At 62.7% G+C, this 17726-nt stretch carries 13 protein-coding genes; 11 read left to right on the top strand and 2 right to left on the bottom strand.

All coding sequences use genetic code 11. The features are described from left to right. Positions 1 to 100 precede the first annotated feature (100 nt). The 5 genes from AWB79_RS01175 to purU are packed head-to-tail and all read left to right on the top strand — an operon-like array spanning position 101 to position 5090. Positions 101 to 2095, top strand: coding sequence for a monovalent cation:proton antiporter family protein (locus AWB79_RS01175; RefSeq protein ID WP_061165542.1), 1995 nt, complete (start codon positions 101 to 103; stop codon positions 2093 to 2095). A gap of 59 nt (positions 2096 to 2154) precedes the next feature. Next, entirely contained in the window at positions 2155 to 2721 is a 567-nt protein-coding gene (locus AWB79_RS01170; RefSeq protein ID WP_061165541.1) for an adenine phosphoribosyltransferase, read from the top strand. Between the two features lies 1 nt (position 2722). Continuing rightward, on the top strand, positions 2723 to 3337 hold the full coding sequence (locus AWB79_RS01165) for a LysE family translocator (RefSeq protein ID WP_061165540.1): 615 nt from the start codon (positions 2723 to 2725) through the stop codon (positions 3335 to 3337). 10 nt (positions 3338 to 3347) lie between these two features. Beyond that, entirely contained in the window at positions 3348 to 4193 is an 846-nt protein-coding gene (locus tag AWB79_RS01160) for an NUDIX hydrolase (RefSeq protein ID WP_061165539.1), read from the top strand. A gap of 27 nt (positions 4194 to 4220) precedes the next feature. Beyond that, positions 4221 to 5090, top strand: a complete 870-nt coding sequence (gene purU, locus AWB79_RS01155) for a formyltetrahydrofolate deformylase (protein ID WP_061165538.1) — start codon at positions 4221 to 4223, stop codon at positions 5088 to 5090. 64 nt (positions 5091 to 5154) lie between these two features. Here the strand turns inward: purU and AWB79_RS01150 are convergent, their stop codons facing one another. Both AWB79_RS01150 and uvrA read right to left on the bottom strand, forming a co-directional pair. Continuing rightward, positions 5155 to 6246 carry an AI-2E family transporter gene (locus tag AWB79_RS01150; protein ID WP_061165537.1) on the bottom strand — a complete coding sequence of 364 codons (1092 nt, stop codon included), beginning with the start codon at positions 6244 to 6246 and terminating at the stop codon, positions 5155 to 5157. A gap of 121 nt (positions 6247 to 6367) precedes the next feature. Then, positions 6368 to 9241, bottom strand: coding sequence for an excinuclease ABC subunit UvrA (uvrA, locus tag AWB79_RS01145; RefSeq protein WP_061165916.1), 2874 nt, complete (start codon positions 9239 to 9241; stop codon positions 6368 to 6370). A 351-nt stretch (positions 9242 to 9592) separates the two neighbouring features. Here uvrA and AWB79_RS01140 point away from each other — a divergent pair, with 351 nt between their 5' ends. The 6 genes from AWB79_RS01140 (at position 9593) to AWB79_RS01115 (ending at position 17694) form a co-directional block, all read left to right on the top strand. After that, the gene (locus AWB79_RS01140; RefSeq protein WP_061165536.1) at positions 9593 to 10795 is read left to right on the top strand and encodes an MFS transporter; all 1203 of its coding nucleotides are present in this window, start codon (positions 9593 to 9595) and stop codon (positions 10793 to 10795) included. Positions 10796 to 10919: 124 nt separating this feature from the next. Next, entirely contained in the window at positions 10920 to 11447 is a 528-nt protein-coding gene (locus AWB79_RS01135; protein ID WP_061165535.1) for a single-stranded DNA-binding protein, read from the top strand. Between the two features lie 463 nt (positions 11448 to 11910). Then, on the top strand, positions 11911 to 12546 hold the full coding sequence (locus AWB79_RS01130; protein WP_082862253.1) for a response regulator: 636 nt from the start codon (positions 11911 to 11913) through the stop codon (positions 12544 to 12546). A gap of 123 nt (positions 12547 to 12669) precedes the next feature. Further along, positions 12670 to 13350, top strand: a complete 681-nt coding sequence (locus AWB79_RS01125; RefSeq protein WP_061165533.1) for a response regulator — start codon at positions 12670 to 12672, stop codon at positions 13348 to 13350. A gap of 115 nt (positions 13351 to 13465) precedes the next feature. Beyond that, entirely contained in the window at positions 13466 to 14116 is a 651-nt protein-coding gene (locus AWB79_RS01120; protein ID WP_061165532.1) for a response regulator, read from the top strand. A gap of 344 nt (positions 14117 to 14460) precedes the next feature. Beyond that, positions 14461 to 17694 carry an ATP-binding protein gene (locus tag AWB79_RS01115; protein WP_232470782.1) on the top strand — a complete coding sequence of 1078 codons (3234 nt, stop codon included), beginning with the start codon at positions 14461 to 14463 and terminating at the stop codon, positions 17692 to 17694. The last annotated feature ends 32 nt before the right edge of the window (positions 17695 to 17726 follow it).

Below are 17726 nucleotides of genomic sequence, written 5' to 3'. Positions count from 1 at the left end.
GCCTATCCGCCCCCGCGGGCCCTGTCGTCAAGGGCTTTTTCAAGATGCCGCCGCGCTCCTGACGCGCGCCGGAACGCTGACGAACGAGGACGCTAGACGGATGACCTCTCCGCTTGAAATGACGCTGTTGTTGCTGCTCTGTTCGGTGGCGGGCGTCGTCATTTTCCGTTTTTTGAATCTGCCGCCGATGCTCGGCTATCTGGCGGTCGGCATCATCGTGGGGCCGAATGCCGCGGGCATCGCGCCGGATCCCGAGCGCGCGCAGCATCTCGCCGAATTCGGCGTCGTTTTCCTGATGTTCTCCATCGGGCTCGAATTCTCGCTGTCGAAACTGCGCTCGATGCGGCGCATCGTGTTCGGGCTGGGCGCGAGCCAGGTCGGCGCGACCATCGCGCTGGCGATGATCTTCGGCTGGATCGCGAACTTCTGGACCAGCATGTCGTGGCAGGCGAGCTTCGCGTTGGGCGGCGCGCTTTCCATGTCGTCGACGGCCATCGTCAGCAAGCTGCTCGCCGAGCGGCTCGAACTCGAGTCGGAGCACGGGCGCAATATCTTCGGCGTGCTGTTGTTCCAGGATCTGGCCGTGGTGCCGCTGCTGATCATCATCGCGGCGTTCGGCAACGGCAATTCGTCGCAGCTGGCAATGTGGCTCGGCATCGCCGCGGTGAAGATCGTCGTCGCGTTGACCGTGCTGCTGTTCATCGGCCAGAAGTTCATGACGCGCTGGTTCGATCTGGTCGCGCGGCGGCGCTCGCAAGAGCTGTTCATGCTGAACCTGCTGCTCGTGACCCTGGGCGCCGCGTTCATCACCGACAAATTCGGACTTTCGCTTGCGCTCGGTGCGTTCATCGCGGGCATGCTGATCGCGGAGACGCCTTACCGGCATCAGGTGGAAGAGGACATCAAGCCGTTCCGCGACGTGCTGCTGGGGTTGTTCTTCGTGACCACCGGCATGCTGCTCAATCCGCGCGTGATCTGGGAACATCCGTTTCTGGTGCTCGGTTTCTTCATCGTGCCGATCCTGCTCAAGGCCGTGATGATCACCGCGCTCGCCCGTGCGTTCGGCGCGCCTCAGGGCGTCGCGATGCGCACGGGTCTCGGGCTCGCGCAGGCGGGCGAATTCGGCTTCGTGCTGCTGAACCTGATTCTGGATTCGCATCTCGTCAACTCGGTCGTGCTGCAGGCGATTCTCTCCGCGATGCTGCTTTCCATGCTCGCCGCACCGTTCATCATCCAGAACGCGGACCGGATCGTGCTGCGGCTTTCGTCGACGGAATGGATGCTGCAATCGCTGCAGATGACCAAGATCGCCACGCAGAGCCTGAAGCAGAGCGGCCACGTGATCATCTGCGGCTACGGGCGCGCCGGGCAGAACCTCGCGCGCATGCTTGAGCAGGAGGGCATTTCCTACGTGGCGCTCGACCTGGACCCGGACCGCGTTCAGGCGGCTGCGGCGGCCGGCGAATCGGTCGTGTTCGGTGACGCCGGGCGGCGCGAATCGCTGCTCGCGGCGGGTTTGCATCGCGCGGCGACGGTCGCGATCACCTATGCCAACACCCCGTCCGCGATGCGCGTGCTGCACAACATTCACGAGCTCGCGCCGACCTTGCCGGTGATCGTGCGCACGGTCGATGACGCCGATCTCGAAAAGCTCACCGCCGCCGGTGCCACGGAAGTGATTCCGGAGATCGTCGAGGGGAGTCTGATGCTGGCCTCGCACACGCTGGTCCTGATGGGCGTGCCGATGCGCCGCGTCGTGCGGCGCGTCGAAGAGATGCGCGACGCGCGCTACAGCCTCTTGCGCGGCTATTTCCACGGCGCCGATGATGCCGACGACGACGATGGTCACGAGCAGGTCCGGCTACAATCCGTACCGATCGACGCGAATTCCGAGGCGGTCGGGCATTCGCTCGACGATCTCGGGCTCGTCGGCAATGGTGTCGAGGTGACAGCGATCCGGCGCCACGGCATCCGAGGCGTTGCACCCGATCCCGAAACCAAGCTGCGCGCGAACGATATCGTCGTGCTGCGCGGCCTGCCCGAAATATTGGCGCAAGCCGAGGAACGGCTCTCGCGCAATCGCCGGGCGGCGTAGTTTCCTCTTTTGTCACCAAGGCGAACGCGCGGCCTCACGGCGCGGACTCCGGAGAAGTCATGTCCATTTCCCCTTCGAACGCTCAGCTCGACGCCGCGCGTTTCATCAAGGAGCGCGTGCGCACCGTCGAGAACTGGCCGCAGGCCGGCGTGCAGTTCCGCGACATCACGACGATCCTGCAGGATCGCCGCGCGCTGCGCATGCTGATCGACCTGTTCGTGCAGCGCTATATCGATGAAAACATCAACGTGATCGCCGGAATGGACGCGCGCGGTTTCATCATCGGGCCGATTCTCGCGTACGAGCTGAGTCTCGGTTTCGTGCCGATCCGCAAGAAGGGCAAGCTGCCGTACAAGACGCTCGAACAGTCGTATGAGCTGGAGTACGGCCGCGCGACCGTCGAGATTCACGAGGATGCGTGCAAGCCGGGCGATCGCGTCGTGATCGTCGACGATCTGGTCGCGACCGGCGGCACGATGATGGCCGGCAAGATCCTGCTGGAGCGGCTCGGCGCCGAAGTGGTCGAAGCGGCGGCGATCATCGATCTGCCGGATCTCGGCGGCTCGAAGCTCTTGCGCGAAAACGGCGTGCCGCTTTATACCGTGTGCGAATTCGGTGGACATTGACATGCCCAACTTCCTGCTCTTTCTCGCTGCGTCCATCGCGATCACCGTCGCTCCCGGCCCGGACAACTTGCAAGTGCTCGCGCGCGGCATCTCGCAAGGACGGCTCGCGGGCGTGGTCGCCGCGTTCGGCTTCGCGTTCGGTGTGATCTTTCATACGACGCTCGCCGCGCTCGGCATTGCTGCGCTGCTGCGCTCGTCGCCGGTGGCGTTTCAGGCCGTGAAGCTCGCGGGCGCGGCGTATCTCGTGTGGATCGGCATCAAGGCGCTGCGCAGTCACGGTCTCGCGACCGCGCACGCGCGCCCGAGCCAGCCGCTTACCACCGTGTTCCGGCAAAGCGTGATCGGCAACATGCTGAATCCGAAGGTCACGCTGTTCTTCATCGTGTTCCTGCCGCAGTTCGTCGATCCGCACGGCGCGCAGAGCGTCATGCTGCAGATGTTCGAGCTGGGCGGCGTGTTCATGCTCCAGACGATCGTCGTCTTTTCGATGTTCGGCTTCGGCGCGGGCATGATCGGCGCGTGGCTGAAGCGCCGCCCGCGTCTGGGCGTGTGGATGGACCGGCTCGCGGGCATGACCTTCATCGCGCTCGGCATTCGCGTCGCGCTGCGCGACTGAGGTCTGGCGCATGACATTGCCCGCTATCTCCGCCGCGCGCAGGTTCGACGCCGCCGCGCATGCACCGTTTTTCATCGGCGACGAGCGCGTCGGCTGGATTCGGTTCGCCGACTTGAACGCGTTGCGCCGCTGGCCCGACGTGTTCGTGATCGACGACGCATCGGTGCGCCTGCACGCATCGCTCGGCGACGTGAACTCGCGCAGCGCCGCGCTCGGCGCGGTCATCGGCGCGCTGTACGCCGAGGGCAAAATCCCCGGCTGGCGCGATGAAACCTACGCGATCCGAAACGACTTCGACGCCGCGCCGCTCGCGTTCATCGAGCGCGCGGCCTCGCGCTTCTTCGGCACGATGACCTACGCGGTGCACCTGAACGGCATCGTAAAATATCGGGATAAAGCGCCGGAGTTGTGGATCGCGCGCCGCAGCGACACCAAGGCGACCGATCCCGGCATGCTCGACAACATCGTGGCGGGCGGCATCGGCTGGGGGCTGGAACTCATGCCGACGCTCGTGAAGGAATGCTGGGAAGAAGCCGGCATGAGCGCCGATCTCGCCCGAACCGCCGAGCGCGGCCGCACCTTTCATGTGCTGCAATCGCTGCCCGAAGGCACGCAGGCCGAGCAGATCTTCGTCTACGACGTCTCGCTGCCGCCCGATTTCGCGCCGCGCAATCAGGACGGCGAAGTCGGCGAGCACCGGCTCGCGCGCATCGAAGAGGTGGCGCGCTGGATCGAGGAGGGCAAGCTCACCGTCGATGCCAGTCTCGCGACGCTCGACTGCATGCTGCGCCGCCAGTGGATCGACGAGGACGCGTGCGAGGGCATCGGCGCGCTCTACGAAGCGCCGCAAATCTGAATATCAAAGAACGAACGAGGATTGGTCATGTCGACCGAACATAGCTTTTATCTGAAGTTGTCGTGCCCGGATCGTCCGGGAATCGTCCATGCCGTGTCCGGTTTCCTGTTCAATCTCGGCGCCAATATTCTCGACTCCGCGCAGTTCGGCGACAGCCGCACCGGCGAGTTCTTCATGCGGGTGCATTTTCAACAGGTCGGCGGCGATCCGGGCGTTGCCGCGCTGAGCCAGTCCTTCACCGAACTCGCGGACGAATTCGGCATGCGCTGGGAACTGCACGATGCATCGGTGAAGCCGCGTGTGGTCATCATGGTGTCGAAGATCGGGCACTGCCTGAACGATCTGCTGTTCCGCTATCGCACGGGTCAGTTGCAGATCGAGATTCCGGCGATCGTCTCGAACCACAAGGATTTTTATCAGCTCGCCGCGAGCTATGACATTCCGTTTCATCACCTGCCGCTTCTGAAGGCGACGCCCGAAGCGAAGGCGGCGCAGGAAGCGCGCGTGATGGAAATCGTCGATCAGAGCAACGCCGATCTCGTCGTGCTCGCGCGTTACATGCAGATTCTTTCGGCGGACATGTGCGAGAAGCTCGCCGGCCGCGCGATCAACATCCATCATTCGTTTCTGCCGAGCTTCAAGGGCGCGAAGCCGTACTATCAGGCCTTCGACCGCGGCGTGAAGCTGATCGGCGCGACCGCGCACTATGTGACGTCGGATCTGGACGAAGGTCCGATCATCGAGCAGGAAGTGGAGCGCGTGGATCACAACATGACGCCGGAGCAGCTCACCGCGATCGGCCGCGACGTCGAATGCGTGACGCTCGCGCGCGCGGTGAAATGGCACGCGGAGCATCGCATTTTGCTGAACGGGCACAAGACGGTCGTGTTCCGTTAAAGCGTTCTCCAGACGCACGAACGCCCGCGCAAGCGGGCGTTTTCGTTTCTGAAGTGCGGCTGAATCAGACCAGCCGCAAATAAACCAGCTCGCGCTTGATATAGCCGTAGAAAATCGGCGCGGCGATCACGCCGGGAACGCCGAACGCGGCTTCCATCGCGAGCATCGCCAGCAGCAATTCCCACGCGCGCGCCTCGATCTGTCCGCCGATAATGCGCGCGTTCAGGAAATATTCGAGCTTGTGGATCAGGATCAGGAACGCGAGCGACGCGACCGCCGTGCCGAACGACACCGACAGCGAAATCCCGACGATGATCGTGTTCGAGATCAGATTGCCGATCACCGGCATCAGCCCGACGATGAACGTGATCAGCACCAGCGTTTTCGAGAGCGGCAGCTTTTCGTGGAACAGCGGCAGCGCGACGAGCAGGTAAAGCGCGGTGAATGTGGCATTGATCGCGGAAATCTTGATCTGCGCGAAGACGATGCGACGGAAGGCGTCGGAGAACCGCGACACGCGCGCGACGAGCGCGGTGGAGAGCGGAAGACGGTGATGCGTCGCACGCGGCGCGCTGACCGCGATGATCGCGCCGACGATCATGCCGATCACGATATGCCCGAAGCCGCGGGCCATTTCCTTGCCGCCCTGCTGCAGCATTTCGGCGTGCTTGTGCATCAGTTCGGTGGCTTTGTCCTTCATCTGCACGGTATCGACCGGCAGGTAATTCGCGATCCAGTCGGGCACGGACAGACGCGCGCTGGACGTGATGCTCATCAACTGGTCGAGCAGTTTTTGCAGGCTCGGGAAGTCGTGCTCGAAATGTTCGATGGTGGCGATGGTCGCGCCCGTCAGCCCGCCGACGATGATCGCCGAAATCAGCCCGACCGCAATGAGCCGCGCGCCGCGGCTCATGACGTGACGCTCGATCACCGGCGCGATCATGTGGGTGAGCTGAAACACCAGCATGCCGGCCAGAAGCCCGCCGAGCAGTTGCAGCCTGAGCGTGAGGTACAGCGCCAGGAGTGCGAGGAGATAGCTGCCGATCTCCACCGCGGACAGCTTCGGCAAGCTCATGTCGCTCGTCAGCCGGACGTGACGGGTGGGCAGATCCCGTACTCGCCCTTCCTCATTGGCCGCTTCGTTGCGCTTCGCCATGACTGCGTTCCTTTCCCCAACTGCTTGCGACGTTATTCGTGCCGCGACGCGCGCGGCGTGTTTTGACAGTCCGGCTGCGGTGCCTGATGCCCGGTCTTGCCGCCGGGTTCTGGACTGCCGTTCAGGCCGCCGATTTCGCTCGTTGCAGCAAAGGTGCCAGGTATCTGCCGGTAAAGCTCGCCTTCGATTTCGCGACCTGCTCGGGCGTCCCCTGGGCGATTATCTGCCCGCCGCCCGCGCCGCCTTCCGGACCGAGGTCGATGACCCAGTCGGCGGTTTTGATCACGTCGAGATTATGCTCGATGATTACGACAGTATTACCCTGATCTCGCAGCCGATGAATAACTTCCAGCAAAAGTGCGATGTCGTGGAAGTGCAGACCGGTGGTCGGCTCGTCGAGGATATACAGCGTCCGACCCGTATCGCGCTTGCTCAGTTCCAGTGAAAGCTTGACGCGCTGGGCCTCGCCGCCCGACAGCGTGGTGGCCGACTGGCCCAGCCGGATATAGCCGAGGCCGACATCCAGCAGCGTTTTCAGCTTGCGCGCGACCACCGGCACGGCCTTGAAGAACTCGTGCGCGGATTCGACTGTAAGGTCCAGAACCTCGCTGATGTTCTTGCCCTTGTACTGCACTTCGAGGGTTTCGCGGTTGTAGCGCTTGCCGTGACAGACGTCACAGGGCACGTAGACGTCCGGCAGGAAGTGCATTTCCACCTTCAGCACGCCGTCGCCCTGACAGGCTTCGCAGCGTCCGCCCTTCACGTTGAACGAGAAGCGGCCAGGATCGTAACCGCGCTCCTTCGCCGCCGGCACGCCCGCGAACAGTTCGCGGATGGGCGTGAACAGTCCGGTGTAGGTGGCCGGATTCGAGCGCGGCGTGCGGCCGATCGGCGACTGATCGACGGCGATCACCTTGTCGAAGTGCTCCAGCCCTTCGATCGACTCGTACGGCGCGGGCTCAGCCGCCGAACCGTACAGATGCTGCGCCACGGCATGCTGCAGCGTGTCGTTGATGAGCGTCGACTTGCCCGAGCCCGATACCCCCGTCACGCAGGTGAGAAGTCCGACCGGCAGATCGAGCGTGACACGCTTGAGATTGTTGCCGTGCGCTTCGACGATACGGAGCCGGCGCTCGTCCGGCGCGGCGCGCTCGGCCGGGTAGCTGATGATCCGCTTGCCGGACAGATACTGGCCGGTGATCGAGTTCTTGTCCTTCTGCACCTGGGCCGGCGTGCCCTGCGCGACGACCACGCCGCCGTGCTCGCCCGCGCCCGGTCCCATGTCGACGACGTAATCGGCCATGCGGATCATGTCCTCGTCGTGCTCGACGACGATCACGGAATTGCCGATATCGCGCAGATGCTTGAGCGTGTCGATGAGCCGGTCGTTGTCGCGCTGATGCAGTCCGATGGACGGTTCGTCCAGCACGTACATGACGCCGGTCAGCCCCGAGCCGATCTGCGATGCGAGGCGGATGCGCTGCGCCTCGCCGCCGGAAAGCGTCTCGGCGCTGCGTTCCAGCGACAGATAGTCCAGCCCGACGTTATTCAGAAACGACAGCCGCGCGACAATTTCCTTGATGACCTTGTCGGCGATTTCACCCTTCGCGCCTTCCAGACGAAGCGTCTGAAAATAGCCGAGCGCGTCGCGCAGCGGCCAGCCGCTGATTTCGTAAATGCCGCGCGCCTGATCCTCCGCGCCGACTTTCACGAAACGCGCCTCGCGCCGCAGACGTGTGCCTTCGCACGCCGGGCAGGGCTGATTATTCTGGTATTTCGCCAGTTCCTCGCGCACAGCGGACGAATCCGTCTCGCGGTAGCGCCGCTCCAGATTCGGGATGATCCCTTCGAACGCATGTTCGCGCACCGATGCGCGCCCGCGCTCGTTGATGTACGAGAAGGGAATGGACTGCTTGCCCGAGCCGTACAGGAGGATCTTGCGCACCTTTTCGGGGAGTTCCTCGAACGGCACATCGATGTCGAATTCGTAGAACGCCGCGAGACTCTGCAGCATCTGGAAATAGAACTGGTTGCGCCGGTCCCAGCCCTTCACCGCGCCCGCCGCGAGCGACAGCGACGGATGCGCGACCACGCGCTTCGGATCGAAGAAGGTAATCTGACCTAGGCCGTCGCATTCGGGACACGCGCCCATCGGATTATTGAAGGAGAACAGGCGCGGCTCCAGTTCCTGCAGCGAATACGAACAGATCGGGCAGGCGAACTTCGAGCTGAAGAGCTTTTCCTTCTCTGTGTCCATTTCGAGCGCGATCGCGCGGCCGTCGGCCAGGCGCAGTGCGGTTTCGAACGACTCCGCGAGTCGCTGCTTCATGTCCGGCCGCACTTTCAGGCGGTCGATCACGACGTCGATGGTGTGCTTGTCGGTTTTCTTCAGCTTTGGCAGCGAGTCGACTTCGTAGATTTTCGCGACGCCTTCGTTCGCCGTGCCGCCGCCCGACCGGATGCGAAAGCGGATGAAACCCTGCGCCTGCATTTCCTCGAACAATTCGACGTGTTCGCCCTTGCGGTCCGCGACGACGGGCGCGAGGATCATCAGCTTGGTTTCTTCGGGCAGCGCGAGCGCCGCGTCGACCATTTGCGAGACGCTTTGCGCCTCCAGCGGAATCAGGTGATCCGGGCAATATGGCGTACCGACGCGTGCGTAAAGCAGGCGCAGATAGTCGTGGATTTCCGTGACCGTGCCGACGGTCGAGCGCGGATTATGGGAAGTCGCTTTTTGTTCGATGGAAATGGCCGGCGACAAACCTTCGATCAGATCGACGTCCGGCTTTTCCATCAATTGCAGGAATTGGCGCGCGTAGGCCGAAAGACTTTCGACGTAGCGCCGCTGGCCTTCCGCGTACAGCGTGTCGAACGCGAGCGACGACTTGCCCGACCCGGACAGCCCCGTGATCACGATCAGCTTGTGGCGCGGCAAGTCGAGACTGACGTTCTTCAGATTGTGGGTGCGAGCCCCACGAATGCGAATTTCTTCCACGAGTTTATTCCGGGGTTCTTCGGGTGTTTTCGGCGCTGCTTTCTTCTGCTCCGGCACGTCATATGGGCGTCGCCGGGCGGAAAGAGAGGGGGCCAAACCTGCTACTATAACGATTTTTGAAGGTCGCAGCGCCCGGGCCCATGAGGTTGCAGGCGGGCCGCAGGCGCATCGCGCGGCCGGCGCGGGCCCTTGCAACCCCGATGCAGATGCGCGGCGCGGCATGCGCGGCCAGAGTTGCGGCACGCCAGCCCCTGCGTTCCATATAGTGCCGATTCGAGCAAGAACAAGGCGGCCGCGCCTGGCTATCCGCGGGCCAGGCCTGACGCGTCCCTCATCCTTTTCCCGTTTCTGATGTCCAATCCGTCTGCCACGTCAACACGTCTCTCCGCGCCGGAGTTGCGCGCGACCGTGTCGCTCGCCGCCATCTTCGCGCTGCGCATGCTCGGGCTGTTCATGATCATGCCCGTGTTTTCCATCTACGCGAAAACGATCCCCGGCGGCGATAACGTGCTGCTCGTCGGCATCGCGCTCGGCGCCTACGGCGTCACGCAGTCGATGCTCTACATCTTCTACGGCTGGGTCTCCGACAAGCTCGGGCGCAAGCCGGTCATCGCGTTCGGTCTGCTGGTATTCGCGATCGGCAGCTTCGTCGCGGCGATCGGACATTCGATGGCGTGGATCATCGCAGGGCGCGTGATTCAGGGTATGGGCGCGGTGTCGTCGGCGGTGATCGCGTTTATCGCGGACCTGACGCACGAGGAAAACCGCACCAAAGCGATGGCGATGGTCGGCGGCAGCATCGGCGTGTCGTTCGCGGTGGCGATCGTCGGCGCGCCGATCGTGTTCCACTGGGTCGGCATGAGCGGACTGTTCGCGGTGATCGGCGCGCTGTCGATTCTCGCGATCGGCGTGGTGTTCTGGATCGTGCCCGACCCGCCTGCGCATCCGGTCCACGTCAAGGCGCCGTTCGCCGAAGTGCTGCATAACGTCGAGTTGCTGCGCCTGAACTTCGGCGTGCTCGTGCTGCACGCGACCCAGACCGCGCTGTTCCTCGTCGTGCCGCGCATTCTCGAGGCGGGCGGACTGCCGGTGGCGTCGCACTGGAAGGTTTACCTGCCCGTAATGGCGCTCGCTTTCGTGATGATGGTGCCGGCGATCATCGTCGCGGAGAAACGTGGAAAAATGAAGAGCGTCATGCTGAGTGCGATCGGGCTTATCCTGATCGGACAGTTGTTATTGGGCGCCGCTCCCCATACGCTGTGGTCCGTGGCCGCCATTCTGTTCGTGTACTTTCTCGGCTTCAACGTGCTGGAGGCTTCGCAGCCCTCGCTGGTGTCGAAGCTCGCTCCGGGCACCAGAAAGGGCGCGGCAGCGGGCGTGTACAACACGACGCAGTCGATCGGCCTCGCGCTCGGCGGAGTGATCGGCGGCTGGCTGCTGAAGCTCGACGGGCCGAGCGCGGTGTTCTTCGCCTGCTCGGCACTGGTGCTCGCGTGGCTCCTCGTCGCGGCATGGATGAAGCCGCCGCCGGGCCGGGCTGGGCGTGCGGCCTGAGTAATTTTTTGAACCAACGAAACAAGCAGGCGCGACGCGGCCGGCTCGACTCCTGCGGGTCAAGCAGGAGCGGGCTCATGACGTCGCGCGGCTGAACGCAAGCAACGAATCTACCGGAGAAATCATGGCATCAGTCAACAAGGTCATTCTCGTGGGCAATCTGGGCGCTGACCCGGAAACGCGCTACCTCCCGAGCGGCGACGCCGTGGCCAACATCCGTCTGGCGACGACGGACCGTTACAAGGACAAGGCATCCGGCGAATTCAAGGAACTCACGGAGTGGCACCGCGTGGCGTTCTTCGGGCGGCTCGCGGAAATCGTCAACGAGTATTTGAAGAAGGGCTCGTCGGTGTATATCGAAGGCCGCATCCGCACCCGCAAATGGACCGATCAGCAGGGGCAGGAGCGTTATTCGACGGAGATCGTCGCCGACCAGATGCAAATGCTCGGCGGGCGAGGCGGCGCGAGTATGGGCGGTGGCGATGACGGCGGTTACAGCCGTAGCGCCCCGATGGATCGCTCCGGTGGCGGTGGTGGGCGCGCCCCGGCAGGCGGTCGTCCGAGTGGCGGCGGCGCAGGCGGCGGTTCGAGCCGTCCGAGCGCACCCGCTGGCGGTGGCTTCGACGACATGGACGACGATATTCCTTTTTGATCAAACTGCGACGATTTAGATAAATAGGCCTCGGGCTATTAGCCCGAGGCCTATTTTTTTTGTCCTGGCAAGGCGCTTTCCGAATTGTGCCGCGCGCTTCCCCCTTTTCCTGCTCGGGCATATTAACCTCTCAAGCGTTGTGACGGACACGGGATGAATAAGTGTCGCCGAGCTGGATCATCGAAGGGTAATCGGATATTTCCTATGGTATGCGAATTATTCGCATCCTATTTTTAAAGTAGCTATTCAAAGAGAATATAAAGAGAAACATTTATCTGCTCGTCGTCATTGATTCGGAATTTATTCGGGCGTCCGTTTAGCGGATTCTGGTAAACGAAATTCGGTTGGTCAATGGCTTGGTCAGGCGCTTCGGCTTGAGATTTAGTCTTTCAGCCGGCGCGTGTCTCAATGAGCAGAAATCGCAAATAACCACACAATAACCGGGGGGCTCTTGAAACTTCGAATAGTTCTGGCTGACGATCATCCTTTCGTTCTCCTAGGAATGAAAGCGCTCTTCGACGCCGACCACGGCGTGGAAGTTGTCGGTGAGGCGAACAATGCAAGCTCTTTGCTGAGCGAGCTTGCCGTCAAGCCGTGCGATGTGCTGGTCACGGATTTCGCCATGCCGGAGCCGGGAGTCGACGCCCATGATGGGCTGCGTCTGATTCGCAAGGTGCGGCAGGATTACCCGAATACCAGCATTGTCGTGCTTACCAGCGTGAGCAACGTGGCGATTCTGCGTTCCATCCTAAACGCGGGCGCGATCAGCCTCGTCAACAAGGCGGAGCCGATCGAGCTGGTGGCGACTGCGGTGCGTCACGCGAGTGTCGGACGCCAGTTCGTCAGCGCGTCGTTCGTCACGGCGCTCGCGGAGGCCGGAACGGAGACGGATTTTTCACCGGAGGAGCCGCGCCTTTCTCCGAGGGAGATTGAGGTCGTCCGCTTGTTCGCCAAGGGCCGTTCGATTACGGAAATCGCGAGAGAGCTCGATCGCGATGTCCGCACGATCAGCCGTCAGAAGCGCGATGCCATGAATAAGCTCGGCGTGAGGAACGACCCGGGTCTGTTTGCCTTCGTCCGCGCTCGCGGACTAGGTTGAGTATTTTGTACTATTTTTTTGTTTCGGATGCATCTTATGTATTTAAATGTTTCGGTATCCGATGCTTACAGTTCAATCGTGAATGTGAATTCAGTTTCGCGTGACGCGAAGGGGTTTGAGTCAATGGATTTCGAGAACGGGAGCCGGGTGTTCTCGCACACTAAACGCACAAGACTGGCGATAGCAGATGATCATCCGCTCGTCATCCTCGCGATCGAGCGATTCTCGGGGAATTTTCCCAACGTGGAGGTCGTCAGCCGCAGCGCGAACTCGACACACCTCATCGAGGCACTCGAACGTGGCGAATGCGATGTCGTCATCATGGACTTCTTCATGCCGGGTGGACGCTACGGCGACGGCGTCGAGTTGATCAAGTACGTGGCGAGTCACTTCCCGGAAGTCCGGGTGGTCGTCGTGTCATGCAACGGCGACGCCTCACTGGTGAAGCAGGCACTAGAAGCCGGGGCGCATGCGTTCTTGAGCAAGGAAGACCGGCTGGATCTGATTTACGTGGCTATCGTGTCCGTGATCGCGAACGAAACCTACTTGGGACCGGCTATACGGCGTGCGGTCGCTCTCGCAGACGGCGAAAGCCATGCACGGTTCATTCGCCAAAGGCTCACGACTCGCGAGCTCGAAGTGATCGAGCGCTATGCGAGAGGCGCGAACGTCACCGAAATCGCGAAGGATCTGGATCGTAGCGTGAAGACGATCAGCGCCCAGAAGTGCGCGGCCATGCGCAAGCTGGATCTGTCGACTGACGCGGACCTGTATCGGTTCATTTCCGACAGCGGTTTGATCTGAGCGGAGTGCGCCGCGCTGCTAACGCTTATTCATTCGAGGCCGGACCATGAGACAACGTTCAGTCAATTGAAAGACAGAAGTGTGCCGACTTTCTCAATAACACGCCCAACAAATAATGAAAAAAAAGGCGCCCAAGCTAGCGATCGTGGCGGACGACCATCCGGTTGTCATCAAGGGAGTTAAGAGCTTTCTGGAAAGGGATGGCTCAGTGAAAGTCGTCGCCACTGCAGGCGACACGGCAGAGCTTGCTGAGGCGGTAAGCGCCACGCCGTGCGATTACATCTTCTCCGATATAGGCATGCGAGGCATCGACGGCGAAAGCAATTCGATCGCATTCCTTAGGCGACTCACATGGCAGGTGACGCGACCGAAGGTCATCGTACTCACGATGATTTCACAGACGCGCTTGCTGGCCGGGCTTGTCCGGCTCGGACTCGACGGCGTGATCGACAAGCGTGACGGACTCCTGTGCCTGAGCGAGGCGATCCGCGTGGCAGAGGCGGGTGGCTGCTTTCTCTCGCCGCGCGTCGAAACAGAGGTGAGTCAGCTGCCGAGCACGTCGCCCGCGCGCGCAGGCGTACTGAGCCGGCGCGAATGGGAAGTGTTTCAACTGTATGCCAGTGGTCTCCTGGTGCATGAAATTGCGAAACACTTCGGACGGAGCCGCAAGACAATCGCCACGCAGAAGCGAAGTGGCATGCGCAAGCTCGGACTCGATTCCGAGGCCGAACTCGTCGCTTTTTTTCAGCAAGTCGGATTGGTCTGAAGCGACTCGCGTTCTTTTAGGGGCGCTTCTATCTCGGAGTGATTTGGGACCATTCTGATTCGGTCTCAACGGAATGCGGATCAGACTCGAAGCCTCTGCACCCGAGAGGCAAGCACGATGCTTCGTGAAGATTCGACTTGACTCGAATCGTGGCGAAACCGGCGTCCGCGGGCGTGCCCTGCTTGGCGAAGCAACTGTCGTTGCACACGTCGCCCGCTTTCGAGAGGTTCATTTTGAGATCATTGTTCGTCCGCGGCTTGCTGCTTCTCAGCCTCGCCGCGCCGCTTTGCTGCCGCGCGGCCCCGCCTGATACGCTCATCGACACGTCGCAACCCGCCGCGACCGTGAGCGCCAAATCTAACGACACGGCTCCGGCTTTCGAACTCGATGAACCGGCACGCAACTACTTGCGGGCGCTGAGGCCGATCGTGGTGGGCGTGATCGGGACGCCCGTCCATTCGGCCGATGCTTCGCCCGAGTCCCCGCGAATCGCACTCGGACAGATCGAGCGCTTGCTGGGCGTGACCTTCGATCAGAAACCCTTCGACGACTGGGCGCGCGCTGCCACGGCCTTCCAGCTCGGCGAAGTCGACATGATCGTCGCCGAGAGCCGCTCCGGACGCCTCAACTATGCGTTACGTTCCGAATTGCACCCGCTGGACCTGCTGCTCAAGCGGGCAGTCGCGCAGTCCGCAGAACCAGCGTCGAGCGTTGCCGGGGCTGCGCCGCCGGACGCGACTGGTTGGAATATCCCGCTGCAACGATTGCTGCCCGCACTGATCTGCATTGCCGCCGTGCTCTTCGTGACGCTTCGCGCGTTCATCAGGTTGCAACAGGAGATGGGACGGCGCATGGATACCGAACAGCGCCTCGGCACTCAACTCAGTTTCCAGCAAACCATGATGGAGGTGGTGCCGTATCCGCTTGTCGCGAAAGACATGGATAACCGCTATATCGCTGTGAACCGGGCCTTCGAAGAGGCGCTCAACGTGCGGCGCGAGGACATCATCGGGCGCACGAGCCTGGAAGTCGCGGCGTGGGGCGCGGAACAGAGTCGCGTGCTCCACGACCTGACCAGCGCGACGCTTGCAACCGGCGAGCGACAGGAAATCGAAACGGAATTCAGCGACAACGAGAACCGCCCGCGCAGCGGCCTTTTCTGGACCGGAGCGTTCGCGGCGTCGAACGGCGAGCGTGCGGGCGTCGTCGGCACGATGATCGACATCACCGATATTCGCGATGCGGAGACCCGGGCGCGGCAGACCGAGCGCCGGCTCCACGACGTCACACGTTCGCTGCCCGCGGTCGTGTTCCAGCTGCGCCGCGCGAGCGACGGCAATTACAGCCTTCCGTATATCGATGGCGACACGCGCCAGTTGCTCGGCCTGGGCGTCGTCGCGCTCGCGGACGATCCGATTCACGCGTTGACGCATGTCCATGCTGAAGACAATGCACGTCTGCTGCGCGAGATTGAAACTTCGGCGCGCACGCTCGAGCCGCTGCACACGGAATTTCGCTCCACGATCGAAGGCGTCACGCGGTGGATTCGCGCCGATCTCGTCGCGCACCGCGAGGACGACGGCGCGGTGGTGTGGAGCGGCTATTGGGCGGATGCCAGCTTCGACCACGCGCGTTCGGAAGAGCTCGCTCGTGCGCGGGACGCGGCCGAAGCCGCATCGCGCGCCAAGGACGACTTCCTCGCCATGATGAGCCACGAAATCCGCACGCCAATGAACGGTGTGCTGGGGCTCGTCGAGGTGCTCGAGAACACGCCGTTGAATCCGGACCAGTCGCAGATGCTCGGCATGATCCAGGATTCCGCGAGCGCGTTACTGCAAATCCTCGATGACCTCCTCGACTATTCGAAGATCGAGGCCGGCCGGCTGACAATCGAATCGACGCCGATCGACCTGCGCGAACTGGTCGACAACGCGGTCGGCCTGCTCGCCGGACGCGCGCACGAGAAGGGCTTGCGCCTGCGCGTCGACGTCGCGCCGGAAGTGCCCGCGAGCGTTCGAGGCGACAGCGTGCGCCTCAGGCAGGTTCTCTTCAACCTGATGAGCAACGCCATCAAGTTCACGATCAAGGGTGAGGTGGCGCTCGAGGTGCGGGCGGTGGAGGACTCCGGGGCGGAGCCGGTCATCGAACTCTGCGTGAAGGACACCGGCATCGGCATTGCCGCCGAGGCTCAGCAGAGTCTTTTCGAGCCGTTCGTGCAGGCGGAGACATCTACCACACGGCGCTTCGGCGGCACCGGTCTCGGACTCACGATCTGCAATCGTCTCGTCGAACTGATGGGTGGCGAAATGAGTCTGGCAAGCGCGATCGGCGTGGGCACGGCAATGACCGTCCGGCTCAGCATGCCTCTCGAGACCTTGCAATACCAGATCGAAGGTCTGCGCGGCAAGCGCGGCATCGTCGCGATCGACGATGACCGTGTAGCGGAAGCACTCATGCATTACGGCGCGGCGCTCGGCCTCGAGCTGCAGCGCCGTCGGCCGAAGGAAATCGCGTTGCTCGCGCCTCGGTCGTTTGCGGACGTCGATATCGTTTTTCTGAGCGACGCACACAAGAGCGACAGGCCGTTGGGTTCGCGCGTGATCCACCTGACCGAGAAGCCGAAGCCGACCGGCTACCGCATTCTCGAAGACGACATCCGCGTCAGCGTCAATCCGATCTCATGGCACGGACTCGGCGCGGCTTGCGTCGCGGCGATGACCGGCATGCCCCAGATCGCTGCGCGCGCCGTGCTCGGCCACGAAACGAAGATGGCGGCGCCGGACCGGGAAGACGCGTTACGCAGCGGCAAGCTCGTGCTCGTAGCCGAAGATCATCCGGTGAATCAGGAGCTGATCCGTCACCAGCTCTCGCTGCTCGGCTTCGCCTGCGATGTCGTGCACGATGGCGTCGAAGCGCTCGCGGCGCTCGGCGACACGCGCTACGGCTTTCTGATCACCGATTGCCATATGCCCAACATGACCGGCTACGAACTCGCGCGTCGCCTGCGGGCGGATGAAGCCGATTCCCCGCGCCGGCTGCCGATACTCGGTATCACGGCGAGCACCGCGCCTGACGAGTTGCGCAGGTGCCGCGAGGCCGGCATGGACGATTGCCTCGTGAAGCCGACGCGGCTCGCCACCTTGCGCGAGCATCTGAATCGCTGGTGGGTGGCGGACAGTGCGTTGCCCGAGGCCCAGACGCAGCCGCATGCCACGACGCTCGATCCGCAGAGAGACGATGACGAACTCGATCTCGGCGCCATGGCGCAACTCTGGGGCAGCGAGGCGACCGTCAGAGCCTTGCTGGACGCGTTCGTGTCGTCGTTCCGCGACGATCTCGTGGCGCTGCGCCGGCTGCTGGATCGCGGTACGGTCGACGATCTGCGCGACTGGCATCATCGCGTGTTCGGCGCGGCCAGCGTTTTGCAGTATCGGCCGCTGCTGGAGGCACTGGAAGAATTCAGGCGCGACCTGCATTTGAAGACGCGCGAGGCGCGCCAGCGTGAGGGTCTCGAACTGATCGCGCGATGCGAGCAGCTCGTCGAGCGCATCGACGCGCAGGGAGCCACGATTCTTTAGCGGGACGAACGGCGACGCCGCGCTCTTCCGCG

Origin of the sequence: Caballeronia hypogeia, from assembly GCF_001544875.2 — a bacterium.
GTDB classification, from domain to species: domain Bacteria; phylum Pseudomonadota; class Gammaproteobacteria; order Burkholderiales; family Burkholderiaceae; genus Caballeronia; species Caballeronia hypogeia.
The sequence above is the reverse complement of the archived record's forward strand: the minus strand, read 5'-3'. Positions and strand labels throughout refer to the sequence as shown.